Raw genomic sequence first — 25,734 nt, forward strand, 5'->3', positions numbered from 1 at the left:
CCGGGTCGGCGCCCCGTTCCCCCGGGGCATGACTCCATGACAGCCGAGCCCGTCTGCCACGACCACGGCGGTGGGACACCGTGGGACAGCTGAAACGGCCTTGACCAGCGGCGAGTTGGCTGGCAAGACTTCTGCCGCGACGGGACGGAAAGGCGGGGGGACAACGGTGGACGCGCAGGAAGGGACGGCGAAGGCCGATCCGCAGGACGAGTTGGCGGCCCGGCTGCGCCTGCTCCAGGAACTGTCCGGGCTCGGCGTACGGGCTCTGGCACGGGACTCCGGCCTCAGCTCCTCGTCCCTGTCGCGCTACCTCAACGGGCAGACCGTGCCGCCCTGGCCCGCGGTCGTCGCCCTCTGCCGCCTCGTCAAGCGCGACCCCCGCCCGCTGCGTCCGCTGTGGGAACGGACCTCGAACCCCTTGCCGGCGCCCCCGAAGAGCAGCCGCCAGGTCCGTACCGTGCCCCGCAACGATCTGCCGCGCGACGTACCGGACTTCACCGGACGCGAGGAGCGGCTCGCCGCCGTGTTCGCCGCGGTCGAGAGCCATCGGGCGGTCTCCGTCGACGGCATGGCGGGCGTCGGCAAGACCTGTCTGGCGGTGCACGCCGCGCACCGGCTTGCCGCCGACTTCCCCGACGCCCAGCTCTATGTGGATCTGCACGGGTTCACCGAGGGCCGCCCCCCGCTCGACCCCGACTCCGCGCTGCGGATGCTGCTCGGCGCACTCGACGTCCCGTCAGAGAGGGTCCCGCAGGAGGGCATCGAGCAACTGGCCGCCTGCTGGCGGTCGGAACTGGCCCGTCGGCGGGTCGTCGTGGTCCTCGACAACGCCGCGGACGCCGACCAGGTCCGCCCGCTGCTGCCCGGCGCCGGCGACTCCGTCGCCCTCATCACCAGCCGAAACCGGCTCCTCGGCCTGGACGAGGTGCCTCCGGTCTCGCTCGACGTGCTGACCCCGCAGGAGAGCGCGCAGCTGCTGGTTCGCGCCAGCGGCGATCCGGGCGACCCCGAGGGCAGGCTGGCCCGCGATCCGGAGTCCGCCGCCGAGGTCCTGCGGCTGTGCGGGCATCTGCCGCTGGCCCTACGGCTGGCCGCGGCACGGCTGCGGCACCGGCCGGGCTGGACCGTGGGCATCCTCGTCGAGCGGATGGCCGAGGGCGCGAGCGAGTTCGACACCGCGCTCGCCATGTCTGTACGGCAGCTGAACCGGTCCCAGGCGCGTGTCTTCCGGATGCTGGGCCTGATCCCCGGCGAGTCCTTCGACGAGTACGTGGCTGCGGCGCTGGCGGACGTGCCGCTGCGCAGCGCCCGGGCCATCCTGGAGGACCTGCTGGACGCGCACCTCGTCCAGCAGCCGACGGCGGGCCGCTACCGGCTGCACAACCTGGTGCACCAGCACGCGCGCCGGGCCGCGGCCGAACAGGACTCGGCGGCCGAGCGGGAACGGGCGTTGGGCCGAGTGCTCGACTACTACGTGCACGCGGCGGCCGCCGCCGATGCCGCGATGCCGTTCCTGTCGCCCGGCCGCACGGTCTCCGCGGGCCGACCCCCGGCCGAGTTGCCGCGCTTCACGGACAAGAACGCGGCCTTCGCCTGGCTCGTGACGGAGTACGGCAACCTGATGGCCGCGTTCGAGACGGCAGCCGCCGTCGGGGCCGACGTGCATGTGTGCGAGCTGCCGCGCTTCTTGCGGACGTACTTCGCGCGACGCTGCGGCACGACCCATCTCAACGTTCTCTTCGAGCGGTCGCTTGCCGCCGCGGAGCGACTGGGCGATCCGCTGCAACTGGCCGAGGCACACAGCGATCTGGGCTTCGCTCGGTACAACGCGGGCCGGATGGCGGAGGCCGCGTCCGCGTACGAGGCGGCCGGACTCCGGGTGGCCCAGACGGGGAACGAGCGGGCGGAGGCCGAACTGGCCGTACGACGCGGCTATCTGAACTGGGACACGGGGCACGTCGAGGAGCCGCTCGAACTCTTCCGGCTGGCAGCCAAGCTGTACGAGAAGGCCGGTTGCCCGACGGAGGCCGCCCACGCGGCCGCCTCGGAGGCCTGGGCGATGCTGCAGCTGGGACACCGTGAGGAGGCGGCTCGGCGGGCCGGGGAGGTGCTGGGCATCCCGCACACCGACCCCGCGTGGCCGCCCGCTCTGACGGCCCGGATCACGCTCGGCGTTGCCATCGCCCACGAGAATCCCGACGAGGCGGCGGAGCACCTGCACCGGGCGCTGGCGCTGTCCCGCGACGACGGGCATCTGCACAACCAGGCGTGGTGCCTCAACTGCCTGGGTGTCGCGCTGCGGCAGATGGGCCGGTACGAGGAGGCTCTCGCCAGCCACCGCGAGGCGTTCGCGCTGCTGGACGAGTTGTTCGAGGAACACTGGAAGATCCATTTCCTCAACGGCTACGGCGAGACCTGCCGACTGGCGGGCCTGCCCGAAGAGGCACTTCGGCTGCACCGACAGGCACTGGAACTGGCCCCCGGGCTGGGAAACCGGTACGCGGAAGCGCTGGCCCACGAAGGCATCGCGATCGTGCTCGACGAGACGGATCCGGCTGGGGCCGCCGAGCACCGTGCCGCGGGGCAGGCCGTCTTGGAGCAGCTCGACACTGAAACTGTGGGTGGCGGCTGAGCTGCCGGCCCGTCTCCTCCAGTCCTCCGGGTGCGACGGTGACCCACAGGAGTGCCTCGGCGCGGATGCCCGGCCGGGCGAGATCGGCTTCGGTCGCCAGCCTGATGACCTGGCCGCCCACCAGTGCCTCCAGCCGGCGGCGAAAAGCAGTTTGTTGCGTGCGTCCGGCCCCTCCAGGCACGGGAGGATGGTGCAGATTTCGTCCCCGCCGCCGAGGACGTCCACCCAGACCGTGTCGGGGCGGCGGGCCAGGGCGGCGGCGATGACGCTGATCCGGTTGAGCCACTCTATGTCCTGCATCTGTACCTCAGGGGCGGTCAATGGTGAGCTCGAAGTCCTGATGGGTCTTGGCGCCTGGAGTCAGTGGCAGGTGGATTCGCCCGTCCGCAACCATGCGCCGTACCTCAGTACGACTGAGACCGAGCCCGAGCATCAGCACTCGCTCGACGCGGACCGGTGCAGGCACCTCGAAGCAGATCAGTACCTTGAGCGGTGTCGGGTCGTGGAGTGCGGAGAAGGACGTGTCCGTCTCCAGTTCCCACGTACCGGTCCAGTCGAGGCGGTATCCGTTCTTCGCGGCGAGCGACGCGCTCATCGCGAGCTCCCGCACCGCGGCCGGGTCGTTGGTCTCGTACGCCACCCGGCGGGCGGGTTCCAGCGACGACACGTGAACGCGTTCGTGGACGGGCACCTTCGAGGTTCGGGCGCACACCGCGCAGTGCAGGAGCAGCCAGACGTCGAGGAGCTTGCCGTTCGCGTTGACGCGGATCTTGCCCGACGGATGGTGACGCGTCCCCGAGCAGTTCAGGCAGGGTCGCACGACCATGGGCAGGGCGGACTGACGAACGGCCCACAGGGCCTTGCGGTCGATATTCATGGATGTGGTTGATTTCTGGCTCAGCAGGAGCTCTCGCGGGCCAAGCCGCGGCTCCCGGGATCTGGTGGTTGCACACGAGGGCGCGGTTACCGCCTCGGGGGCCGAGTCGTCAGGCTCCGAGCTCGATCGCGCGACAGGTTGACTGTGGGTACGTGGCAGTCGTTACAGATCCATGCGGGCGATCATGGGCGAGGATGCCGCCCGCAGGCAACTCCTTTTCTGCCGGCCCGCCGCCGTGCCCTGGCAGCGCCTCACCATCGATCACGGTCACACCCCCGTTGCCCCGGGTGTGAGGGCGGCGCAATTGAATCTCCCACACGGCCTTACAGGTCGGAAACCGGCTGCTACGGCGGTCGGACTAGCTTCGTGAACATGAACGTGTGCACGCCGTTACGGTCGGCGCTCGGTAGGCTCGGCGCCGTCGGCAAGGGCGCTTTGGGCAAGGGCAGTTCAGCGCGCCGCCGCACTGCCGGAACGTCTCAGGGCCGGCGGCCGATGCCCGGCTGGCGAAGTATCCGGGGCCGTGTGGCGGTGGTCATCACGGTCCCGATCTGTCTGCTGCTGGCGGTGGCCGGGCTCGCCGTACAGGGTCGCGCCGAGGCCCTCGGCGATGCCCGGGCGACCCGTTCCGAGGTCGGCCTCAGCCTGCGCATCCAGGCCCTTGTCCATCAGCTGCAACGCGAACGCGGCCTGAGCAACGGTCTGCTGGGAGGGGAGAGGGAGTTTCGCCCCGCGCTCGCCGCCACCCGCAAGCGCGTTGACACAGCGCTTCGTGGAATGCACAGCGAAGGCGCCGTCGAGGCAGTTCTCCAGCGGCACTTGCAGCGCCTCGACGGCATCCGGGCGGCCGTCGACAGGGGCAGTGCGGAGACGAACACCAGGAAGAAGGACACCGCGGAGACGGACACCGCGGCCCGGGCCGCGACCCTGGCCTTCTACACCAACGCCGTGGACGCCCTCAACTCCGTCGACCCGGTGGCAGAGACCGCGACCGGTGCCGATCGTCAACTGCGCGACGCACTGGCGGCGATGCGGGAACTCGCCGCTGCCAAGGAGTCGGTCGCTCTCGAACGCGGCTTCCTCAACGGCGTGTTCGCCGCTCGTGGCTTTCACGGCCGCGAGTACCTCACCTTCACCGAGATACGGGCCACGCGCGTCGCCGCCCTCGCCCGCTTCCGGCAGTACGCCACCGCACCGCAGCGCGCGGCTCTGAACAAGGCCTTCGGCACCGCGGAGGCCCAACGCGCCACCGCCTACGAGAGCCGGGCGGAAGGCGCCGCGGACAGCTCGCCACTGCGCGCGGACGCGGGCGCCTGGTGGGATGCGATGACCGTACTCGTCGACGACCTGTACGCCGTCCAGCAGTCGATCGGCGACGACGCAAGTCACCGGGCCGAACAGCTCAGTCACAACGCCGAGATCGGTCTCGCCGTCTATCTCCTCGCGGGCGCGCTCATCGCCACCCTTCTCGCGGGCCTCGCCGCATTCGCTTCTCGTTCCCTCACCCGCCCACTAGGCGCCCTCGCCGAGGCCGCCCACGACGTGGCGCGGCACCGGCTGCCGACGACCGTCGCCCGCATCCAGCAAGCCCCGCAGGACCATGGTGAGTTGCTCCCGACAGCCGACGCGCCGGACGAGACCGACGCACGGTTGCTGGGCGGGGCGGCAGAGATCGCCGAGGTCGCAACCTCCCTGCACCAGGTGGAACACACCGCCCTCCAACTGGCCGCCCAGCAGGCCGGCCTGCGCCGCAACACCACCGAATCGCTCGCCAATCTCGGCCGCCGCAACCAGAACCTCGTACGTCGTCAGCTCAGCCTCATCACCAGGCTGGAGCGGCAGGAACTGGACCCGGACGCCCTCGCCGAACTCTTCGAGCTCGATCACCTCGCCACCCGTATGCGGCGCAACGCCGAAAGCCTGCTGATCCTGGCCGGGCAGAATCCGCCGCGGCCCACTGCCGCGCCCGTCGACGGCCTGGAAGTCGTCCAGTCCGCCGTCGCCGAGGTGGAGCACTACCGGCGGGTCCTGATCGCGCCCGTGGAGCCGGTGCGGGTGCGCGGGCACGCCGTCGCCGATGTCGCCCACCTCCTCGCCGAACTCATCGAGAACGGGCTGACCTTCTCGCCGCCGAACGAACCGGTCGAGGTGCACGGCTGGTACGACACCGAGGACGACAGCTACTGCTTCGCCGTCGTCGACCACGGCATCGGGATGTCCGAAGCCGACAAGGAACGCGCCAACGCCCGCCTCTGCGACGCCGGCGAGGAGGCCCTCCTCACCGCGCCCACCCGGTTCCTCGGCCACCTCGTCGTCGGCCGACTCGCCCACCGCCTCGGTGAAGGCGTCCAAGTCCACCTCTTCGACACCACCGGTGGCGGCCTGTCCGCCCTCCTTGCCCTTCCCCGGCGCCTTCTCGCCCCCGCGGAGGGCTCCTCCACCACACCACCGCCCGCCAGGCCCGCTGTCTCCTCCCTGCTCAACGGTTTTCGAGCAGGTGTCGCCCGTGCCGAGGCCCGAAGTACACAAGGAGCGTCATCGTGACCACAGCCGTCCAGAATTTCGGGTGGCTCATCTCGGAATTCGTACGCACCGCCGACGGCGTCACGGCAGCCGTCGCCGTCTCCTCCGACGGGCTGCTCATGGCCGCCTCGGAGAGCCTTGGCCGAGACAGCGCCGATCACCTGGCCGCCGTTGTCTCCGGCATCACCAGCCTCGCCCAGAACGCGGCGACGGCACATGGCTTCCACGGCATGAAACTCGTCATGATCGAAATGCTCGGAGGCTTCCTCATGGTCGGTCGCATCCGTGACGGCAGCTGCCTCGGCGTCCTCGCCGCGGAGGGGTGTGACGTCGGCCTGGTCGGCTATGAGATGGCCGTCCTCGCCGACCGCGTCGGCGAACTGCTCACCCCGCAGTTGGTACGCGAGCTCAACGCCGCTCCCCTGGCCCCGGGACTCCTGCAGCACACACCGCACATGTGACCGGCACTGTTGGACGGGTGACTGACCGGTAACCGCGCGCGGCGGTGAATTTGTTACGACAACATCTTGACGTGTCACATCATTCACCGCTTGGCTAACGGCCACTCGGGACGCGACGAGGCTCCCTGGTCCGGAAGGCACCCCCCTGACGTGAATACTCGTACCATCCGCGGGACCGCTGTGCGCCGTACTGCCACAGCTCTGACCGCTTTCTCTTCCGCACTTTCACTTTCCGCGTGCGGAGCCATCGGTGGGAGCGGCGGGGGCGGCGGCTCCGCAGCCCCGGCGCGCGATGACATCACCGTGGGGCTGCTCCTGCCCGACCGGGACACGGCGCGCTTCGAGAAGTTCGACTACCCGATCATCAAGAAGGAAGTCGCCTCGCTCACGCGCGACAAGGGGAAGGTCCTCTACGCCAACGCCGGGGCGAGCGTGGCCAAGCAGAGTCAGCAGTTCCAGCAGATGGTGGATGAGAAGGTCGACGTCATCCTGGTGGACGCCGTGGACGCCAAGCGCATCGCACCGGACGTGCAGAAGTCGAAGAACGCAGGCATACCCGTCATTGCGTACGACCGTCTGGCGCAGGGTCCCATCGACGCGTATGTCTCCCATGACAACGAACTCGTCGGCCAGGTGCAGGGCCGCGCGATCACCGAGGCACTCGCCTCGAAGGGGGTGAACAGCAAGGTCGTCATGATGAACGGCGATCCCGCCGACCCGAACACCGCGCAGTTCGAGAAGGGCGCGCTCGGCGAGCTCCAGGGCAAGGTCGACATCGTCGAGCGGTACGACACCGACAAGTGGTCGCCCGCGGTCGCCAAGGCGCACATGAAGCAGGCGATCAAGGCGGTGGGCCTGGACCACATCGCCGCCGTCTACTCGGCGAACGACGGCATGGCCGCCGCTGTCATCGACGCGTTGAAGGAATCGGGCGCGACCAAAATCCCGCCGGTGACCGGGCAGGACGCGAACCTGGACGCGGTGCAGCGGATCGTCGCCGGTGAGCAGTACATGACCGTGTACAAGCCGTTCCTGGACGAGGCCAACTACGCCGCGGAGATGGCGGTGAACAAGGTCCAGGGCCGTGACATCGCCTTCGACGCGCTGACTCGCGACACGGTCGACAGCCCGACGAAGAAGCACATCCCCGCGATGCTCGTGCCGGTGGTCTCCCTCACGAAGGACAAGATCAAGGAGACGGTGATCGCGGACAACGTCTACACCGTCCGGCAGATCTGCACGGCGGCCTACGCGGCGGATTGCGCGGCCATCGGGTTGAAGTAGCCGCCAGGCGTGACTCAGTGACGTTCCGCCAGCTACGTCGTGTTCACGATTCGGTCGGCGAGCGCCGACACGGCCATGAGGAGGGCTTCCGGGGTCTGCGCGAGGTCCATGCTGTGGGCGGTGACCGTGATTCCGGCTCGGCGGATGACATGGGCTGTCGCCGTCTTCCGGGGTGTCGTCGCAGCCTCTGCCGTCGCCGCGTAGACGAGGTGGCCGTGCGGGAGGCCCAGGGCGGTGCAGTAGCCGAGCAGTTGGTAGAGGTGTTCGGTGGGCGGTGCCGGGTGGTGGCGGAAGGCGTACTTGGCGTCGACGACGGAGACGGTGCGGCCCGCTCGGTACAGCACCAGGTCGGGGCGGAGGCGGACGTGACCGGCCAGGTCCAGGCGGTGGTGCTGTTCCTGTGCGGCGCACCGCACCCCGTGACGGGCAAGGGCGCCACCCAACGCCGAGGTGACGAACTGCTCGAAGACGGTCGGCATGTCGAGTACGAAGCCGTCGACCGTGACGGCTTCGCCGCCCTCGGGCTGGACGGAACGGCCCGACAGCAGCAGCTCCGCCAGGCGGAGGGCCGGTGTGTAGCGGGCGTTGAGTCGGTTCGGTGTCCAGCGGGGCAGCGGTTCGCCGGGGCGCAGTGCGTGCACGCCGTGCAGGTGGTCGGCGAGATGGCGCAGCGCGACACCGGTGCGGGCGGGCACGCCGGGCAGCCGGGCGGCGAGGTGCAGGGCCGCCAGCAGGATCCGGTTCTCGTCGATGTCCGGGGTGTGGTCGTCGTAGCGTACGGCGACCGGCAGGGGCAGGCCCACGCGCCGTAGTTGGTCCTCCGTGCGGATACGGCCCCGGATCAGCGGCAGTTCCTCCTCGACCGTCCGGTAGCCGTGCAGAACCCCGGCCTCCAGGGTGCGGCGGGTGACGCGGGCGAGCAGGTCCGCGACGGCGGGCAGCAGGTCGTCGGCGCCGGCGGCGGTGACCGTCTCCGGGAGCCAGGGGGCGGCCGGCGTGTGGGAGAGCAGAAACAGCACGTTCCTGACCGGGAGTTTGGGGCGCAGCAGGAGCTGGATCGCTCCGCCGGAGGGGGTGGGCAGTCGCACCAGGCCCGCCTTCTGATTGCCGGTCACGCGCCATCGGCCGCCGGTTGCCGGGCTCAGCCGTACCAGTCCCGGCACCGTCAGCAGGCCGGCGATCTGGTCGCCCGTCAGCTCCCGCAGGGTGCCGGGCCCGGTCTCGTCGACGGCAAGGTGCAGAACGTCGGAGCCGGGTCTCACGCCTCCTCCACCGCGGCGCGCAGGGAGGCGAGCCCGTATTCCTCCTCGACGTCGATGCCGGTTCCGTACAGCTGGTCCTCGAGCAGGGGCAGGATCTGGGTGCGCCAGACGAGTTCGAGGCCCTCCGGACGGGCCGCGGCCGGTTTCATCAGGTACGACGGTCCGATGGCCCGGTCGGCGTCGCCGAGGCGGGCGTTGAGGGCGTCCAGCAGCCGCGCCGGGGTGTCCGGCAGGCCGCGGGTGCGCAGCCAGCGCTCCAGGAGTCCGTCGACCGGTGGCTTCCCGGGCGACAGGCGGCGGAAGGCGAATCGGCGGCGCATCGCCGCGTCGACGAGCGCGATCGACCGGTCGGCGGTGTTCATCGTGCCGATGACGAACAGGTTGCCGGGCAGATGGAAGGGGTCGTGCGGGCTGTACTGGGTGGTGACCGGCTCCTCGCGATACTCCAGCAGGAAGTACAGCTCGCCGAAGACCTTGGCCAGGTTGGCCCGGTTGATCTCGTCGATGATCAGGACGTACGGGTTCGCCGGGTCCTTCCTGGCCCGCTCGGCCAGCAGTTTCAGCGGGCCCGGCAGAACGTCGAAGACCACCGAGCCGTCCTCGCCCCGGACCGGACGGAAGCCCTCGAAGAAGTCCTCGTAGGTGTAGGAAGGATGGAACTGCACGAGCTCCACCCGGTCAGGTCCGGCCAGGTGCCGGGCCAGGGCCCGCGCCAGATAGGTCTTGCCGGTGCCGGGCGGGCCGTGGAAGACGAGCTGGCGCTGCTCCTGGAGTTGCTCGGCGGTCTCCCTCAGCCACTCCTGCGGCATCAGCAGCTGCGCGGCCAACTCCTCGGTGACGGGCGGCAGTTCCAGCGGCTTGGTGACGTCGGCCTCCAACAGGGGCTCGGCGACGACATCTTCGAGGCCCGCTCGTTCGGCGAGTTCGGCGGTCACGCTGCTGATGTCGTACACCGTCGGCGGCCGCGTCAGCCGGGCCTGCACCGCCTCGGGCAGCTCCGAGCGGGACAGGGGACGACCTGTGGTGGCCCACTGGACGGGGCGGCGGCGGGCGTTGTGCAGGCCCTGCGAGGCGTCGTACCACGGCGGGCCCTGGACCGTGCCGACGTGCACCTCGTCGGGGGTGACGGTGACGACGAGGTCGCCGGGCTGCATGACGGTGAGGAAGACATGGAGCTGGTACACGGACTGGCCGCGGGCCTGAACGCTGGCGTCCGGCATCGCCTCCGCGACGGCCCGCTGGATCTCCGGCTTGCTCGCGCCCGCGGGGATCTCGGGCACTTCCAGCCAGGAGACCGCGCAGTATCCCCGTTCGAGCCAGTCGGGGACGAAGTTGTGGCCGTCCACGTTGGCTCCGCGCACCAGCCAGCCGCGCTGTCCGTGCTCGACGGTGCCGCGCCGCCATCTGCCCACCCACGGTTCTTCGTAGAAGTGGACCTCCTCCCCGGTACCGGCCTGCAGAATCCGGGAGAGTTGCAGGAGGTCCCGGTCGTCGTCACCGGATCGCTCCGGGAGTTCGTCCGCGAACGCCTTGAGGATCGCCTGCTTGTGCATGACGCTGGCGATGGGCTGGAAGTCGCCGGGGAAGAGCAGATGCAGCAGTACGTGGATCTGCGCCCGCCCCTTCTTGTGCCCCCTCCGCCTCCTGTACGGCGAAGCACTCTGCGCGGAACCGCCACGGGTCGTTGAGCACGCTCTCGCGCTCCTGGCTCGGCATCCCGGCGAGCCGTTCCACGAGGAGGACCAGGATCTGGAACTGGGCCCACCGGTAGTTCAGGAACCCCTGGCCCCCATGTATGAAGCCCTTCAGCCCCGGCTCCAGGTCGGCCGGGATCGTCACGGGTCGTTGGGCCCAGGAGAGCACCTCTCCCAGGATCTCCCGCTTCTTGGGTATCCCGATCTGCTCGGGCACTAGCGGTGCCATGTTCACGAACAACAGCTCGGCGGCGAGCGCGATGGTCTCGTCCGGCGCGGCGTCCAACTGGCGGCGCAGCTTGACAAGGAACGTGTCCGACGAGTCGTCCGGGCGGTCGACGAAGCGGGCGCGGAGGTCGGAGGCCGTCCGCTCGGTCCACGCCTCCAGCTCCCGTGCGAACGCGGACTTCCCGCTGAGCAGCCCGTCCCGGAAGACACGCCGCACCGCGGCCGCGACGTCGGCGCCGGCGGACCCTTCTGCCACCATTTCCACCCCCAGTGCTCGAAGTGCTCACACTAGACGCTCGCGGTCCCGCCGGAGAACGGGACCGCGAGGCGACGGGTGGTGTGCGGACACCCAGGTGTCGGAGGGGATGTCAGGCCGGTGGGAGCGTCCACTTCTGCGCGGCGGTCCCGTTGCAGGTGTAGATCTGCAGTCGTGTGCCTTCCGTGGTCGAGGAGTTGGGATCGTCGAGGCAGAGGCCGGAATTGGGGTTCGTCAGGGAGCCGTCGGTGCCGATCGTCCACTTCTGGGCGCCGGTGCCGTTGCAGGTGTAGAGCTGGACGAGCGTGCCGTTGGTCGTCCCGCTGTTGGACACGTCGAGGCACTTGCCGAGGGTGCGCAGGGTGCCGTCGGCCGCGATCGTCCAGTCCTGGGCGTAGGTGCCGTTGCAGGTCCACAGGCGGATCGCGGTGTGGTCGCCGGTGCCGGAGTTGGCGTCGTCGATGCACTGTGCTGAGTTCACGCCGGACTTGACGGGACCCACCCGTGGTTTCGGCGGGGCGGCCGTGTCACCGGGGTAGGAGGGCGGGGCGGCCGACGGGGCCGAGGCCCAGGCGGTGTTCGGGCCGGTGCCGAGCGTGTAGTTGAGAGTCCCTCCGGAGGTGATCGCGCTCGGGGGTGCGTAGGCGTTGTTCCACGCGGAACCGTTGAACGTCGCGGACTGCACATACGGTGCGTTGTCCGCGGCGCCGTCGCCGTTGATCGTCAGGGTCTTGCCGGAGGGCAGGGTGATCACGGCCTGGGGGAACAGGGGCGAGCCGAGTGCGAGGTCCGAGGTACCGGGCGTCATGGGGAACATGCCCAGCGCGGACCAGACGTACCAGGCACTCATCGCGCCGAGGTCGTCGTTGCCGTCGGCGAGTCCAGCGGGGGTGTTCGACCAGATCTGGTCCTGGATCGAGCGCACCGTCGCCTGGGTCTTGTACGGCTGGCCGATGTAGTCGTACTCCCAAGGCAGTTCGATGCTCGGCTCGTTGCCGACCCATGCGTAGCCGTTGGCGCCGGTGTAGCTGCGCAGCACGGTGTCGAGGTAGTCACCCATCGCCTTGTTGCCGCCCTTGGCGGTGGCGAGTCCGCCGACGTTGAAGGGCACCATGCCCGAGTAGATCCACGAGTCGGCCTCGACCATGTCCGTGCCGCTGGTGGGGTCGAAGCCGCCCGTCCAGGAGCCGTTGGCGTTGCGGGGCTGGACGAAGCCGGACGCCGGGTTCAGAACATTGCGCCAGTCCTGCGCGCGATGGGCGTACGTCTGCCGGCTCCGGGTGTCGCCGAGGGCGCCGGCGAAGGCGGCGAGGGCGAAGTCCGCGGTGTTGTACTCCAGGGTGGTGGCCACCGGGCCGTAGAAGTTGCAGCAGCCGTAACTGCCGTCGTGCGGTTCGTAACCCGGGTTGTCCAGGTAGTTGAGACCCGGTCGGTCGTTGTTCGCGGTGCTCGCCTGTTTCAGCAGGCCGGCCAGTGCCTTCGCGGTGTCGAAGTTCCGCGCGCCGAAGGCGTGGTAGTCGGCGATGATCGCCGCCGCCGGGTCGCCGACCATGACGTAGGACTCCCCGTTGTTCTCGGACCACTTGGGGAAGATCCCGGTCTGGGCGTAGTCGTCGGTCATCGACTGGGCGGTGTCGGAGGCGACCTGAGGACTCACCAGTGCTTCGAGCTGGGCCTGGGAGCGGTAGATGTCCCAGCCGGAGTAGTTGGCGTACGCGGCGTCGTGTCCGGCGTCGACCTGGTGCGTTCTGCCGTCGAAGCCGTAGTACTGGCCGTTGGTGTCGCTGATGACGTTCGGGTGGAGCAGTGAGTGGTAGAGCGCCGTGTAGAAGATCTTCTGCTGGTCCGCGGTGCCGCCGCCGATCTGCACCTTGCCCAGTGCCGTGTCCCAGGCCCTGTGGGCCGCGGAGCGGACACTGTCGAAGGTCCAGCCGTTGTTCTCGGCGCTTCGATTGGCGGCCGCGTTCGCCACCGAGACGTAGGAGACGCCGACCTTCGCCTGGACGACCTGGTGCGCGCTCGTGTTGAACGTGACATGTGCGTTCGAGGCGGCGGCGCCCGGGGTCGCGTCGTGGGGCACCGCGTCGTGGGCGCGGGCTTTCGGCATGGAGCCGTGCAGGCGCGGCTTGTTCGGCTGCTCCGGGGCGTTCTTGTCGGCCCCTTCGGCGGAGGGCCCGGACGGTTTCGTCCGGGGGGCGAGTGTGCTGCCGCTGGAGGTGAACGGCTGGTCGAAGACCATGTCGAAGTAGACGGTGTAGGTGTTTCCAGCGCCGCAGAATCTCCCGCTGGTGACCTGGCCGCTGACCTCGGTGTCGGAGACGACGTTGAACTGTGTCGAGGTGCCGCCGTTCTGACTGCTGGTCAGCTTGAAGATCAGGTTGGCCTGGGAGGTCGCGGGGAAGGTGAAACGCGCCATGCCGCTGCGTGTGGTGGAGGTGAGTTCGGTGGTCACCTTGTTGTCGAGGGCCACCTTGTAGAAGCCGGGTGTGGCGGACTCGTTGGCGTGCGAGAAGGAGTCCGTGGCCGCGTTGTTGACGGCGCCCACCGTGGGCAGCACCGGTATGTCACCCGCGGCACCGCAGCCCGGTCCCGCGATGTGGGTGAGGCTGAATCCGGTGATCGAGGAGTCCTTGTACTCGTACCCGCCGCCCGGTGGACGTGACGGTGTGTCAGGACTCCACTGGACCATGCCGAAGGGCACGTCCGCGCCCGGGAAGTCGTTGGCGTCGTTCGACGTTCCGATGAAGGGGTTGACCAGCTCCGCCGGGGACGACACGAGCTTCGGCGAGCTCGCCTGCGCCGCCCGGGCGACGGGGGCGGGCAGCGCGTACGCGCCGAGGAGTGCCGCGCCGGCGGCGGCGCCCAGGACCATGCGGATCGGGCGGCCGCGGGACGGCCGTCTGCGCGCACCAGGCCGGCGGCCACCGGCCGGAGTCGATAACATCGCGATCTGCCTCCTGAGGGGATGCGTTCGGGAGCACACCGAGCCGGACGTACGACGAAAGACCCAGCGGGGTCGACCAGTTGGGGTCGTGGAGAGGAAAGCGGCGGAGTCCGGGAGGTGACAACGTTGTCTCCTGACAACGTTGTCACGCTCCTGGCCGGCCGACTCGGAGCACTGTCGCAACGTAGCCATTGGACGTGCACACGTCAATACTGACGGCGCATCGGATCCACGGAGCACAGGCCGTCAGGGATGGGTTCAGCCACGTTGCAACTAGCCGTCAACATGCCCTGCATAAAAGGGAGGTGCACTCTACGACTCGCGGTCCCGCCCAAGCCGCCGCCGCTGAGTGGTCACCACGTAGGCCGGGTCCTCGGCGGACGCGATACCTGCCGCGAAGATGCCGAACCGGGTGCACAGTCCCGCTGCCAGGTACGACCCTCCGGCCAGGAGCCGGGCCGTTCGGCGACCGGCGAGAAGCGACAACCCGGCTCCGGCCGCGGTCAGTGCCTTGCTCAGGGCAAGCAGCCGACCCGGCCGGTCCATCAGGTAGGGCTCACCGGCCGGTCCGAGCCGTCGCTCGATACGGCGCATCGCGGCGAGTTCCATGCCCACGCCGAAGAGGCTCATCCGGATCGGCGGCCTGTGGTCCGCGCCGGGGGCGCAGAGCAGTGCGGCACCCGCGGCGCTGGTCAGCGCGCTGCCGGCGAACACATACGGCAGTTCCGGATACGCCTCGTGCCAGGCCGGCACCGCGGTGTCGGAGAGCAGCACCGCGGTGTACGTGCACATCGCGGGCCCCAGCATTCCGGCGCCGAGTGCGGCGAGCCGGCCGAGACTCGGCAGCCGTCCGGTCGCCAGCGAGGCGGCCGAGGCGGTGGCGAGCGTGGAGAACGGCGCGAGGATCCAGGAGCCCACCGACAGTGGCGAGGTGGGCTTGAGGACGCGCAGCATATGTGTGAACCGTTCGGGTCGGCCGAGGTCATGGACCAGTGCGGTGACACCGGCCACCGACGCGGCGGCGGCGACCCACCGGCCTGTCCCGGCCAGTTCCCGGCGGCCGGTCAGTTCGGCCACCGCCGCCATGGTCGCCGAAGCACCGGCCGTTCCTCCGAGGAACAGATAGGCCGGCACGTCCGGCACCTTCCACGTGGGACGCTTGAGGATCGGCCGGCCGTAGTACGACCGGAACTCCGCGCGCGGAACCATAAGGCGCTCCCGCTCACCGCTCCCCGTCACGGCTTTCTCCTCTCCACGGTCCCCCGCCCCAGGAAGGACAGCGCCACGCTCACGGCCACGCCGACGGCGGCCGTGGCCGCGTGCCGCCACATCGACGGCAGGTCGCGGGTGGTGACCACCGGGTCCGGCGGGAGCCCGTACACCTCGGGCTCGTCCAGCAGAAGGAAGAACGCGCCGTCACCGCCGACGCCGTCGTTCGGATCCCGGCCGTACAACCGTGCCTGGTCCACTCCGCGCTCGTGCAGCTCGGCCACGCGCCGGTCGGCCCGCTCGCGCAGTTCCTCCAGCGGGCCGAACTGGATGGAGTCGGTCGGGCACGCCTGGGCGCAGGCCGGTTCCCGGCCCGCTCCCAAGCGGTCGTAGCACAGCGTGCACTTGAAGGCCCGGCCGTCGCCGGGACGGATGTCGATCACGCCGTACGGACAGGCCGGCACGCAGTAGCCGCAGCCGTTGCAGATGTCCGCCTGCACCACCACGGTCCCGAACTCGGTGCGGAACAACGACCCGGTCGGGCACACGTCCAGGCAGGCGGCGTGGGTGCAGTGCTTGCACACATCGCTGGACATCAGCCAGCGCACCTGGCCCTCGCCGGTTTCCGCGTCGGGAACGGGCGGCCCGACGGTCGGCATGCCCAGATCGACCGGGAGCCGCTCCGGCGTCACCTTCTGCTCGATGAACGCCACGTGCCGCCAGTTGTTGGCGTTCAGTGCGCCCGTGTTGTCGAACGACTGCCCCAGCAGGTCGAGTTCCTCGGTCTCCGCCGGGACCAGGTTCCACTCCTTGCATGCCACCTGGCAGGCCTTGCAGCCGATGCAGACGGAGGTGTCCGTGAAGAATCCCATCCGGGGCGGGTGGGTGTCCGGGTAACCGGCGTCCGCGGCGGGGTCGGCGAGCGGGCCGGACAGCCTGTTGCGGTCCGCGGTCATGGCTGCCCCTCTCCTGGGCCCGGCCGGGTGTCGTCGCCCGGCGGGGTGTCGTCGCGGAGGCCGGCACGCAGCCGGTAGGCCGCCACGTGGGCGACCAGCGCCGGGCCCCGTGGACGCCTGCCCGGCCGGATGTCGCAGGTCGCCGCCTTGGACTCCTGGATGCGTACGTTCGGGTCGAGCACCACGGACAGCAGGTCGTTGGCCGAGTCACCCGTGGAGAGCCCGTCCGGGCCCCAGTGGTAGGGGATCCCCACCTGGTGGATGGTGCGGTCGCGGATCCGCAGGGGTTTGATCCGGTCGGTCACCAGCACTCTCGCCTCGACCGCCGTGCGGGCCGTGGTGATGGTCGCCCAGCCCAGGTGCTTCAGGCCTCGCTCCGCGGCGAGTTCCGGAGAGACCTCGCAGAAGAACTCCGGCTGGAGCTCGGACAGATAGGGCAGCGTACGGCTCATGCCGCCGGCCGTGTGGTGCTCGGTGAGCCGGTAGGTGGTGAACACGTACGGGTACACCTCGCTGCCCGCCGGGTGGTACCGGTTGGCCGGGTGGTCGTAGGCGTGCAGCGTGGGGTTCGTCTGCCGGCCGTACAGCGGGTTGTCCACCGGCGACTCGTACGGCTCGTAGTGTGCGGGCAGCGGGCCGTCGGCCAGTCCGGCCGGTGCGAACAGCCAGGCGCGGCCGTCGCTCTGCATGATGAACGGGTCGGTGCCGGCCAGGGCGTCCTGGGCCCTCGCGTCCGGCGGTGGCCGGTAGTCGGGCGGCTTGTCCGCCTCGAAGTCCGGGACGTCGTCCCCGGTCCACCGGCCTTGTCCGGCGTCCCACCACACATACCGCTTGCGCTCGCTCCACGGTCGCCCCTCGGGGTCGGCCGACGCCCGGTTGTAGAGGATGCGGCGATTGGCCGGCCAGGCCCAGCCCCAGTCGGGGGCCACCCGGCTCTGCTCGTCGCGCGGTCGGCGGTTCGCCGCGTGGTTGTGCCCGTCGGCGTGGACCCCGCAATAGATCCAGACTCCGCAGCAGGTGGAGCCGTCGTCGCGCAGCTGCGTGAACGTCGACAGCGGCTGCCCGTCCGGCCCGTACCCGTTGATCTCGGCCAGCACGGCGTCGGCACTCGGTTCGGCCGACGCGCCCGACGTCGGGTAGTCCCAGGTGAGGTCGAGCAGGGGGCGGTCGCGTGGGTCGGTGGATCCGGCGAGTTTCTCCCTGATGATCCGTCCGAGGTGGTGGTAGAACCACAGGTCGCTGCGGGCGTCGCCGGGCGGCTCGACTGCCGCGTGGTGCCACTGCAGCAGCCGCTGGGTGTTGGTGAAGCTGCCGGCCTTCTCCGTGTGCGCCGCGGCCGGCAGGAAGAACACCTCCGTCGGGATCTCCTCGGTGCGCAGCTCACCGGTCTCGATCTCCGGGGCGTCCTTCCAGAAGGTCGCGCTCTCGATCAGCCGCAGGTCACGGACCACCAGCCAGTCCAGGTTCGCCAGGCCGAAGCGCTGGAGCTTGCTGTTGGCCGAGCCGACCGCCGGGTTCTCGCCGACGAGGAAGTACCCCTTGCACTCCCCCGAGAGCTGGTTGAGCACGGTCTGGTAGGTGCCGTGGTCGCCGGTCAGGCGGGGCAGCCAGTCGAAGCGGTAGTCGTTCTCCTCGGTGGCCGCCTCTCCCCACCACGCCTTGAGCAGACTCACCGTGTACGCGCGCATGTTGCCCCAGAAGCCGGTGGTGCCGGCGTCGGCGGCCACGAACGCGTCCAGGTCCTGGTGCTGGTGGGCGTGCGGCATGGGGATGTAGCCGGGCAGCAGGTCGAACAGCGTCGGTACGTCCGTGGAGCCCTGGATGCTGGCGTGTCCGCGCAGCGCCAGGATGCCGCCGCCCGGCCGCCCTATGTTGCCCAGCAGCGTCTGCAGGATGGACGCGGTCCGGATGTACTGCACCCCGACGGTGTGCTGGGTCCAGCCGACGGAGTAGCACAGTGCCGTGGTGCGCTCGCGTCCCGAGTTGGCGGTGATGGCTTCGGCCACGCGCGCGAACAGCTCGCGGGGAACGCCGCAGACGTCCTCGACCAACTCCGGCGTGTAGCGGGCGAAATGGCGCTTGAGCACCTGGTACACACAGCGCGGGTAGTGCAGCGTCGGGTCCATGGCCGGCTTCCCGCGCAGGGTGGGGCCGCCGGAGCCGTACGACTGCGCGCGGGAGCTCTCGTGCGCCTCCCTGCCTCCGTGCTGCTGTCCGGCAGCCGTACCCCGCTCGCCCTCGTCCCCCGATGCCCGCCACTGGTCCCGCTCCCCGGCCGCGGCCGCGACCCGCGCGCCCTCGTACATCCAGCTGGTGGTCTCGTAGTGGTGGCTGTCCGGGTCGTAGCCGGAGAACAGCCCGTCCAGGTCCTCGGTGTCGGCGAAGTCCTCGCGCAGGATCGCCGGGGCGTTGGTGTAGGCGACCACGTACTCGCGGAAGTCCTTGTCGTTGCTCAGCACATGGTTGATCAGGGCGCCGAGGAAGGCGATGTCGGTTCCGGCCCGGAGCGGTACGTGGACGTCCGCGAGCGCGCTGGTCCGGGTGAAGCGGGGGTCGACGTGGATGATCGTGGCACCCCGTTCCTTGGCCTCCATCACCCACTGGAAGCCGACCGGATGGCACTCGGCCATGTTCGAGCCCTGGATGACGATGCAGTCGGCCTCGGCCAGGTCCTGCTGGAACGTCGTGGCTCCGCCACGGCCGAACGAGGTCCCCAGACCGGGGACGGTGGCGGAGTGTCAAATCCGCGCCTGGTTCTCGATCTGGATCGCGCCAAGTGCCGTGTAGAGCTTCTTCATCAGGTAGTTCTCTTCGTTGTCCAGCGTCGCTCCGCCGAGGGAGGCGATGCCGAGCGTGCGCCGGACCGGAACACCGTGGTGCGTGTCCTGCCAGGTCTGCCGACGGGTCATGAGGACCCGGTCGGCGATCATGTCCATCGCCCGGTCGAGCGGGATCCGCTCCCATCCCGCGCCGTGCGGGGGCCGGTGCAGGACGGTGCTGATCCGGCCGGGGCCGGTCACCAGCTGTTTACTGGCCGAGCCCTTGGGGCACAGCCGGCCGCGTGAGATCGGGGAGTCCGGGTCGCCCTCGATCTGGGTGACCTTCCCGTCCTTGACGTAGACCTTCTGGCCGCAGCCCACGGCGCAGTACGGGCACACGGACCGTACGACCCTGTCGGCCTGCTCGGTACGCGCTGACAGCTGCTCGGTACCGCGCGAGCGGGCCGCGCTTCCCCGGCCCAGCGCGTCGTCACCGGTGATCTGCCGGTACACCGGCCAGTCGTCGATCCACTGCCGCAGGCCCATGGCGATCTCCCGCCTCGTGCCTTCCGCTGTCGCAGCCAACGTAACGCCGGGACTTGCGGGAGTCACATCGAGCACGCCTACCCTTGAGGCATGACCATCGGCCGACCTAGGGTTTTGTGCCCGGTGCGGGAAGGCGGTGGCGTTCCGTGCCGTACGTGGCGGTGAGTGCGCTGAGCCATCCCGGGCTGCTGCGCTCCCGGAACGAGGACAGCCTCGTCATCGGACCGTGGACCCTGTGCGCCACGGTGACCGAGAGCCCGCAGACCCTGTACTTCCCGCTCGCGACGCCTCTCGTCGTCGCCGTCGCCGACGGGCTCGGCGGGCATCCCGGCGGCGAGGTGGCCAGCGCCCTGGTGGTCCGCCGGATCGCGTCGATCGGTCCCGCCCTGAGCAGCGAGGACGCCGTCCGCGACGCACTGAACGACTGCAACCGCGCCGTGTACCTGGCCTCCGGCGGTGACGAGGGAAGCGAACTCACCACCATGGGGACGACGATCGCCGGCGCCGTCGTACTGCCCGACTCGCTGCTGGTGTTCAACGTGGGCGACAGCCGGGTCCTCGCGGCCTCCAGCCGCGGGCTGCTCCAGGTCAGCGTCGACGACAGTCCACCGCTCGAACCCGGGCGGCTCACCACCTCCCTCGTGACGCAGTGCCTGGGCGGCACCGACACATACCGCGCCGTCCAGCCCCATGTGGCAGCCGTCTCCCTGTCGCTCGGTGACCGCTACCTCATCTGCACCGACGGTCTGACCGATCCGGTGCCGCCCGACGTGATCGACGACGTGATGCGGGAGCACGACGACGGCCGTGCGGCGGTCGAACTGTGGAAGGCCGCCATCGAGGCGGGTGGCCCCGACAACATCACGCTGGCGGTCGTGCGCGTCGCGGACGCGTAGGGAACTCCGCGTCGGCCGGCGGAAAGGCGTATTGCCCCTGCAGTCGCACGAAGCACGCCCCGGTCACCATCCGCAGCTGCTCCAGCCCCGATGCGGTGCGCTCGAAGCACATCACCTGCTCGTGCCCGCCGGGACCGATCGGCTGCACCAGGCGGCCGCGCGGCCGTACCTGCGCGACCAGGGGCGCGGGCACGTCCGGGTACGCGGCGGACACGAGGACGGCGTCGTAGGGAGCGCGGTCGGGCACGCCGCCGCTGCCGTCGCCGATCCGCAGCTCCACGTTCCGTACGCCCTGCCGTGCGAGATTCTCCCGCGCCTGGTGGGCGATGCCCGGCCGCGTCTCGATGCTGACCACGTCGGCGGCCAGCCGGGCGAGCAGCGCGGTCTGGAAGCCGAGGCCGGTACCGACCTCAAGGACGTGCTCGCTGCCGTCCAGACCGAGGCTCTCGATCATCATGGCGGACAGCGACGGCTGAGTGGTGACCTGTCCCTGCCCGATCGCAATGGGTACGTCGCGGTAGGCGTCGGCCACGTATGCGGCCGGGACGAATGCGGCCCGGGGTGTCGTTCGCACGACTTCGAGCAGCCGCTCGTCCCCGATCCCGGCGGCTCTGAGGGCTCGTACGAGATCTGCCGGCTCCTTGGGCATGGACTTCACGGGAGGGTCACCACACACCAGGCTAGGACTCGCTCGACCGCGACGGTTCCGGCTGAGCAGGTCAGGGGTCACGCGGCGGTGTTATGAAGGTTGTATGGGACCTTTCGGGCGTTTTCGGAGCCCGTCGCGTCATCCCCTCACCCGGCGGCTGCGTGACCGGGATTCTTTGCTGAACCCAGGCAGCGCGGCCGGACAGGGGTTCCTCCTCCAGATCATGATCGTGGTGCTGCTCGTCGTGGCGGCGGTGGTGGCTCTGGTGATCCAGGCGGATCGGGACGCCATGCGGCAGGGACGTCGCGAGTCGGTCGTCGCGGCACAGGCGTTCGCGAACGCCCCCGGCGTGGACGAAGCACTGCTCAGCCCGGATCCGAGCGCGGTACTGCAGCCGCGAGCCGAGGCAGCACGCAAGAGGACGGGCGTCGATTTCGTCGTCGCCATGAGCACCGACGGAATTCGTTATACGTATCCCTACCCCAAGGAGATCGGGAAGAAGTTCGTCGGCACCATCAAGCCGGCACTCGAAGGCCGCACCGTCATAGAGCAGGCCGGCGGTCCGCCCCTGCCCGCGGGCAGGGGAACAGCCGTGCAGGCCGTGGTCCCGGTGACCGACTCGCACGGAAAGGTCGTCGGGCTGGTCTCGGCCGGAATCACCGTCACGAACGTGACGCAACGCTGGCTGCCACAACTGCCGATCATCCTCGTCTCCGGCGCCTTCGCGCTGGCGCTTGCGACGACCGGCACCACGCTGATCTCCCGGCGCCTGCGGCGTCAGACGCACGGTCTGGCGCCCGCGGAACTGGCGCGGATGTACGAGCACCACGACGCGGTCCTGCACTCGGTGCGGGAAGGAGTACTGATCGTCGACGCCGACGGACGGCTGATGCTGGCCAATGACGAGGCGCAGCGGCTCCTTGGCCTGCGGTCCGACGCGCTGGGGCACCCGGTACGGGAGCTGGGCCTTCCGGAGCAGCTCACGCAGGTGCTCACATCGCCGGAGATGGTGACCGACGAGGTGCATCTCGCGGACGACCGGTTGCTCGCGGTGAGCAAGCGGTCCACGCTCCGGGACATGGACCGGCGGAGCAACGTGGTGACCCTGAGGGACACCACGGAGCTGGTCGCGGTCTCCGGGCGGGCCGAGGTGGCGCGGGAGCGGCTGACGCTGCTGTACGAGGCGGGTATGCGGATCGGGACGACGCTGGATGTCCGGCGTACGGCCCGGGAGCTGGGTGATGTCGCGGTGCCGCGGTTCGCCGATCTCGTCACCGTGGATCTGCTGGATGCGGTGCTGCGCGGGCTGGAACCGACGGCGGAGGGATGGCGGCATCTCCACCGTGCGGCGCTGAGCGGTGAACAGTCGAGGATGCCGGTGTATCCGCTCGGCGAAGTGATCACCTTCTCGCCGGACACCCCGCAGATGCGGACGCTGCAGGAGGGGCGGGGTGTGCTGGAGGCGGACCTGCGGCACGCCCACGCTTGGCAGCAGCAGGATCCGGAGCGCACCGAGAAGGCCCTGGAGCGCGGGCTGCATTCCCTGGTGACCGTGCCGCTGCAGGCCAGGGGCGTGCCGCTCGGCGTGGTGAACTTCTATCGGACGGCGGATTCCCCGGCGTACGAGCAGGACGATCTGTCCGTCGCGGAGGAGTTGGGCGCGCGCGCCGCGGTGGCGATCGACAACGCCCGTAGGTTCGCCCGTGAGCACGCGACGGCGGTGACACTGCAGCGCAGTCTCCTGCCCCGGGGACAGCCGCAACAGGACGCGCTGGAGGTGGCCTGGCGGTATGTGCCGGCGGAAGCCGGAGTGGGCGGGGACTGGTTCGACGTCATCCCGCTGCCGGGCGCCCGGGTGGCACTGGTGATGGGCGATGTCGTCGGGCACGGGCTGCACGCGGCGGCGACGATGGGCCGGCTGCGCACCGCGGTGCACAACTTCTCCACGCTGGACCTGCCGGTCGACGAGGTGCTCGGGTACCTGGACGACCTTGTCGTACGCATGGACGAGGAGGAGGACACCGACGAACTCGCCGAAGGCCACGAGGGTGAGGGGGTGACGGGAGCGACGATCCTGTACGCGGTCTACGACCCCGTTTCGGGGGTGTGCACGATGGCCCGCGCGGGGCACCCCGAACCGGTGGTGGTGGGCCCGGACGGAACCGTCACCTCTCCCGGCGTGCCGGCCTCGGCACCGCTGGGTCTGGGTGGCTACCCCTTCGAAACCGCCGAGCTGCACCTCACCGAGGGTTCTCAACTGGTGCTCTACACCGACGGTTTGGTGGAGGACCGTACCCGCGACATCGATGTGGGTCTGGAGAGGCTGCGCCGGGTGTTGGGCGGGGCCGGGGGCCGCACCGCGGAGGAGACCTGCGGCATGGTGATGGATGCCCTGAAGCCCAAGCACCCCGGCGACGACATCGCGCTGCTGACGGCGCGGACCCGGCTGTTCCCGCCCTCGCGCGTGGCCGAGTGGGACGTACCGTCGAACCCGGCGGTGGTGCCGTCCATCCGGGCCGAGTGCAGGGAGAAGCTGCGGGAGTGGGGGCTGGAGGAGGTCGCCTTCACCACGGAACTGATTCTCAGCGAGCTGACCACGAACGCCATCCGGTACGGATCGCCACCGGTCAAGCTGCGGCTGCTGAACGGGCGCTGTCTGACCTCCGAGGTGTCGGACGGCAGCAGCACCTCGCCCCGGCTGCGGCGGGCGGCGACCACGGACGAGGGCGGCCGGGGGCTGTTCCTCGTGGCACAGTTCGCGCAGCGGTGGGGCACGCGGTACAACCGTGGCGGCAAGGTCATCTGGGCGGAACAAGTCCTCCACGACGGCGCTTCCGCCACCGCCGCCTACACACCGGTCGACGTTCTCCTCGAACAGTTCGGCGATCCCACCCTGTGACCTCGCCAGGCAGGCCCCGCCAGTGAGCCGGCGCATGCGAAAGGGGGCGCGCCCGCGACAGGTGCGCCCCCTCATATCCGCGGCGACCACCGCTACAGCACGAGGATCACGAAGGATCCGTTGTCGAAGAAGCGGTGATCGAAGCGGTGATCGAAGTGGTCGAAGCGATCAAAGCGGTCGAAGCGGTTGCCGAAGCAGAACCCGGGGTGGTCGAAGCAGAACCGGCTGTGGTCGAAGCCGAACCCGCCGTGGTCGAAGCAGCGGAAGTCGCTGCGGCCGACGCACATGTTGGTGGTCACCTGGGGGTGCACGGCGGGGGCTGCCGCCGCGGCCGTGCCTGCTGCGCCGATCGAAGCGCCGCCGGCCATCAGAATGCTGACCGCGGACGCCGCGACGAGACGCCTCGCGCGGTGTGCTCGCATGACGGATGCACTCTTCCTTCCATCGTCTCGCGCGACTCTCAGCGTCACGAGAGGGATGGCCGCAGCCGCAAGGGGCTGTGGTTGCGGCCCTACTTTCAGTACGTCGGCGGAGCCGTTTGGGATTGCGCCTGCGTCAAGTCCCGAGCTGTCGGAACATGACCCTGCCGTCCTGCGTGCGCATGATGCCGGACATAGGGTTTTGGCGTGAACGGGCGGTAGGGGCAGGTGACGAGTAATGCGCGAGACGTTCGATCTGGTGGGGACGCAGATTGCCGGATATGAGGTGCTGCGCGAGATCGGGCATGGGGGAATGGCGGTGGTGTACTGCGCGAGGGATCTGCGCCTCGATCGGACGGTGGCGTTGAAGCTGCTCACTCCGGAAATGGCCCGCAATGACACGTTCCGCAAGCGCTTTGTGCACGAGTCGCGGGTGGCTGCCGCGATCGACCACCCTCATATCGTGCCGATTTTCGAGGCCGGCGAGAAGGACGGCGTGCTGTACATCGCCATGCGTTATGTGTCGGGGTGCGATCTACGGGCCTTGATCGACCGGGAGGGCGTGCTGAGCGTCGACGCCGCACTGCGCATCGCGGGTCAGGTCGCGTCGGCGCTCGATGCGGCCCATGAGCACGATCTGGTGCACCGGGACGTCAAACCGGGCAATGTCCTGGTGGCACAGGGCACGGACAGCGAGCATCCCGAGCATGTCTATCTCACGGATTTCGGACTGACGAAGAAGTGCTTGTCGCTGTCGGGATTCACGACGGTGGGGGAATTCGTCGGAACGCTGGACTATGTGGCGCCGGAGCAGATTTCGGGTCGCCCGGTGGACGGCCGATGCGACCTTTACAGCCTTGCCTGTGTCGTCTACGAGATACTCGCGGGCAGGCCTCCTTTCCGTCAGGAGGATGACATTGCGCTGCTCTGGTCCCATCAGTACGACAGTCCGCCTCCCCTGAGTGCGATGCGGTCGGAGCTGCCGCCGGAGCTGGACGGTGTGATCGCGAAGGCGCTCGCCAAGGTTCCCGAGGACCGTTACGAATCGTGTCTGGAGTTCGTGGGCGCATTGCGGGCTGCCACCGGCGGTTCCCGTACAAACTCGCCCGCACCCACTCGCGGCGGTCGCCGGACGGTCACGGCCGTGCGGCATTCCGATCCGATCCCCGGCCCGCCGGCCTGGGCACAACCGGTCTTCGACGCGTCGCCCAGTTCTTGGTCGCCTGGTCCTTGAGCGTGT

General features: G+C 69.8%; 17 protein-coding genes. 7 read left to right on the forward strand and 10 right to left on the reverse strand.

Annotated features, from left to right (window positions below):
• Window positions 1–166 precede the first annotated feature (166 nt).
• Window positions 167–2,632: a tetratricopeptide repeat protein gene (locus ACZ4EG_RS24535; protein WP_467792092.1), complete on the forward strand. Its 2,466-nt coding sequence runs from the start codon at window positions 167–169 to the stop codon at window positions 2,630–2,632.
• Window positions 2,633–2,939: 307 nt separating this feature from the next.
• Here the strand turns inward: ACZ4EG_RS24535 and ACZ4EG_RS24540 are convergent, their stop codons facing one another.
• Entirely contained in the window at window positions 2,940–3,509 is a 570-nt protein-coding gene (locus ACZ4EG_RS24540; protein WP_453548771.1) for a DUF1062 domain-containing protein, read from the reverse strand.
• A 525-nt stretch (window positions 3,510–4,034) separates the two neighbouring features.
• On the opposite strand from ACZ4EG_RS24540, the gene ACZ4EG_RS24545 reads away from it, so the two are divergent.
• The 3 genes from ACZ4EG_RS24545 to ACZ4EG_RS24555 all read left to right on the forward strand — a co-directional run bounded on the left by ACZ4EG_RS24545 (window position 4,035) and on the right by ACZ4EG_RS24555 (window position 7,777).
• Complete coding sequence (locus ACZ4EG_RS24545) at window positions 4,035–6,053, forward strand: sensor histidine kinase (RefSeq protein ID WP_467792093.1); 2,019 nt, start codon at window positions 4,035–4,037, stop codon at window positions 6,051–6,053.
• Window positions 6,050–6,493, forward strand: a complete 444-nt coding sequence (locus tag ACZ4EG_RS24550; protein WP_453548767.1) for a roadblock/LC7 domain-containing protein — start codon at window positions 6,050–6,052, stop codon at window positions 6,491–6,493. The genes ACZ4EG_RS24545 and ACZ4EG_RS24550 overlap by 4 nt, the downstream gene beginning before the upstream one ends.
• A gap of 180 nt (window positions 6,494–6,673) precedes the next feature.
• Window positions 6,674–7,777 carry a sugar ABC transporter substrate-binding protein gene (locus ACZ4EG_RS24555; RefSeq protein ID WP_453549405.1) on the forward strand — a complete coding sequence of 368 codons (1,104 nt, stop codon included), beginning with the start codon at window positions 6,674–6,676 and terminating at the stop codon, window positions 7,775–7,777.
• A gap of 32 nt (window positions 7,778–7,809) precedes the next feature.
• Here the strand turns inward: ACZ4EG_RS24555 and ACZ4EG_RS24560 are convergent, their stop codons facing one another.
• From ACZ4EG_RS24560 to fdh, 7 genes are all read right to left on the reverse strand, one after another.
• Window positions 7,810–9,039 (reverse strand): McrC family protein, encoded by a 1,230-nt coding sequence (locus ACZ4EG_RS24560; RefSeq protein WP_467792094.1) that lies wholly within the window; start codon window positions 9,037–9,039, stop codon window positions 7,810–7,812.
• Window positions 9,036–10,592 (reverse strand): AAA family ATPase, encoded by a 1,557-nt coding sequence (locus ACZ4EG_RS24565; RefSeq protein ID WP_467792095.1) that lies wholly within the window; start codon window positions 10,590–10,592, stop codon window positions 9,036–9,038. Before ACZ4EG_RS24565 ends, ACZ4EG_RS24560 begins: the two co-directional genes overlap by 4 nt.
• The gene (locus ACZ4EG_RS24570; RefSeq protein WP_467792096.1) at window positions 10,534–11,220 is read right to left on the reverse strand and encodes a hypothetical protein; all 687 of its coding nucleotides are present in this window, start codon (window positions 11,218–11,220) and stop codon (window positions 10,534–10,536) included. Before ACZ4EG_RS24570 ends, ACZ4EG_RS24565 begins: the two co-directional genes overlap by 59 nt.
• A gap of 109 nt (window positions 11,221–11,329) precedes the next feature.
• Window positions 11,330–14,161, reverse strand: coding sequence for a lectin (locus ACZ4EG_RS24575; RefSeq protein WP_467792097.1), 2,832 nt, complete (start codon window positions 14,159–14,161; stop codon window positions 11,330–11,332).
• Between the two features lie 312 nt (window positions 14,162–14,473).
• The gene (nrfD, locus tag ACZ4EG_RS24580) at window positions 14,474–15,370 is read right to left on the reverse strand and encodes an NrfD/PsrC family molybdoenzyme membrane anchor subunit (RefSeq protein ID WP_467792098.1); all 897 of its coding nucleotides are present in this window, start codon (window positions 15,368–15,370) and stop codon (window positions 14,474–14,476) included.
• Between the two features lie 26 nt (window positions 15,371–15,396).
• Window positions 15,397–16,326 (reverse strand): 4Fe-4S dicluster domain-containing protein, encoded by a 930-nt coding sequence (locus ACZ4EG_RS24585; protein ID WP_467792099.1) that lies wholly within the window; start codon window positions 16,324–16,326, stop codon window positions 15,397–15,399.
• Window positions 16,323–19,631 (reverse strand): formate dehydrogenase, encoded by a 3,309-nt coding sequence (gene fdh / locus ACZ4EG_RS24590; RefSeq protein ID WP_467792100.1) that lies wholly within the window; start codon window positions 19,629–19,631, stop codon window positions 16,323–16,325. The genes ACZ4EG_RS24585 and fdh overlap by 4 nt, the downstream gene beginning before the upstream one ends.
• 146 nt (window positions 19,632–19,777) lie before the next feature.
• On the opposite strand from fdh, the gene ACZ4EG_RS24595 reads away from it, so the two are divergent.
• Complete coding sequence (locus ACZ4EG_RS24595; protein WP_467792101.1) at window positions 19,778–20,527, forward strand: PP2C family protein-serine/threonine phosphatase; 750 nt, start codon at window positions 19,778–19,780, stop codon at window positions 20,525–20,527.
• Here the strand turns inward: ACZ4EG_RS24595 and ACZ4EG_RS24600 are convergent.
• Window positions 20,493–21,176, reverse strand: a complete 684-nt coding sequence (locus ACZ4EG_RS24600; protein ID WP_467792102.1) for a protein-L-isoaspartate(D-aspartate) O-methyltransferase — start codon at window positions 21,174–21,176, stop codon at window positions 20,493–20,495. The two genes, ACZ4EG_RS24595 and ACZ4EG_RS24600, sit on opposite strands and share 35 nt — an antisense overlap.
• 223 nt (window positions 21,177–21,399) lie before the next feature.
• Here ACZ4EG_RS24600 and ACZ4EG_RS24605 point away from each other — a divergent pair, with 223 nt between their 5' ends.
• A complete protein-coding gene (locus ACZ4EG_RS24605; protein WP_467792146.1) occupies window positions 21,400–24,075 on the forward strand; it encodes a SpoIIE family protein phosphatase in 2,676 nt (891 codons plus the stop codon).
• Between the two features lie 92 nt (window positions 24,076–24,167).
• Here ACZ4EG_RS24605 and ACZ4EG_RS24610 read toward each other — a convergent pair whose 3' ends face one another.
• On the reverse strand, window positions 24,168–24,497 hold the full coding sequence (locus ACZ4EG_RS24610; protein WP_453548746.1) for a hypothetical protein: 330 nt from the start codon (window positions 24,495–24,497) through the stop codon (window positions 24,168–24,170).
• Window positions 24,498–24,732: 235 nt separating this feature from the next.
• Here ACZ4EG_RS24610 and ACZ4EG_RS24615 point away from each other — a divergent pair, with 235 nt between their 5' ends.
• Window positions 24,733–25,728 carry a serine/threonine-protein kinase gene (locus ACZ4EG_RS24615; protein ID WP_467792103.1) on the forward strand — a complete coding sequence of 332 codons (996 nt, stop codon included), beginning with the start codon at window positions 24,733–24,735 and terminating at the stop codon, window positions 25,726–25,728.
• Window positions 25,729–25,734 lie beyond the last annotated feature (6 nt).

It is taken from the genome of Streptomyces sp. NPDC025638 (genome assembly GCF_055558775.1).

Bases quoted from the DNA above. Each gene is read 5' to 3' on its own strand.
- ACZ4EG_RS24540 (WP_453548771.1), bottom strand. From the start codon at position 3,509: ATGAATATCGACCGCAAGGCCCTGTGGGCCGTTCGTCAGTCCGCCCTG.
- ACZ4EG_RS24565 (WP_467792095.1), bottom strand. From the start codon at position 10,592: ATGCACAAGCAGGCGATCCTCAAGGCGTTCGCGGACGAACTCCCGGAG.
- ACZ4EG_RS24570 (WP_467792096.1), bottom strand. From the start codon at position 11,220: ATGGTGGCAGAAGGGTCCGCCGGCGCCGACGTCGCGGCCGCGGTGCGG.
- ACZ4EG_RS24575 (WP_467792097.1), bottom strand. From the start codon at position 14,161: ATGTTATCGACTCCGGCCGGTGGCCGCCGGCCTGGTGCGCGCAGACGG.
- nrfD (WP_467792098.1), bottom strand. From the start codon at position 15,370: ATGGTTCCGCGCGCGGAGTTCCGGTCGTACTACGGCCGGCCGATCCTC.
- ACZ4EG_RS24585 (WP_467792099.1), bottom strand. From the start codon at position 16,326: ATGACCGCGGACCGCAACAGGCTGTCCGGCCCGCTCGCCGACCCCGCC.
- ACZ4EG_RS24600 (WP_467792102.1), bottom strand. From the start codon at position 21,176: ATGCCCAAGGAGCCGGCAGATCTCGTACGAGCCCTCAGAGCCGCCGGG.
- ACZ4EG_RS24605 (WP_467792146.1), top strand. From the start codon at position 21,400: ATGATCGTGGTGCTGCTCGTCGTGGCGGCGGTGGTGGCTCTGGTGATC.
- ACZ4EG_RS24610 (WP_453548746.1), bottom strand. From the start codon at position 24,497: ATGCGAGCACACCGCGCGAGGCGTCTCGTCGCGGCGTCCGCGGTCAGC.
- ACZ4EG_RS24615 (WP_467792103.1), top strand. From the start codon at position 24,733: ATGCGCGAGACGTTCGATCTGGTGGGGACGCAGATTGCCGGATATGAG.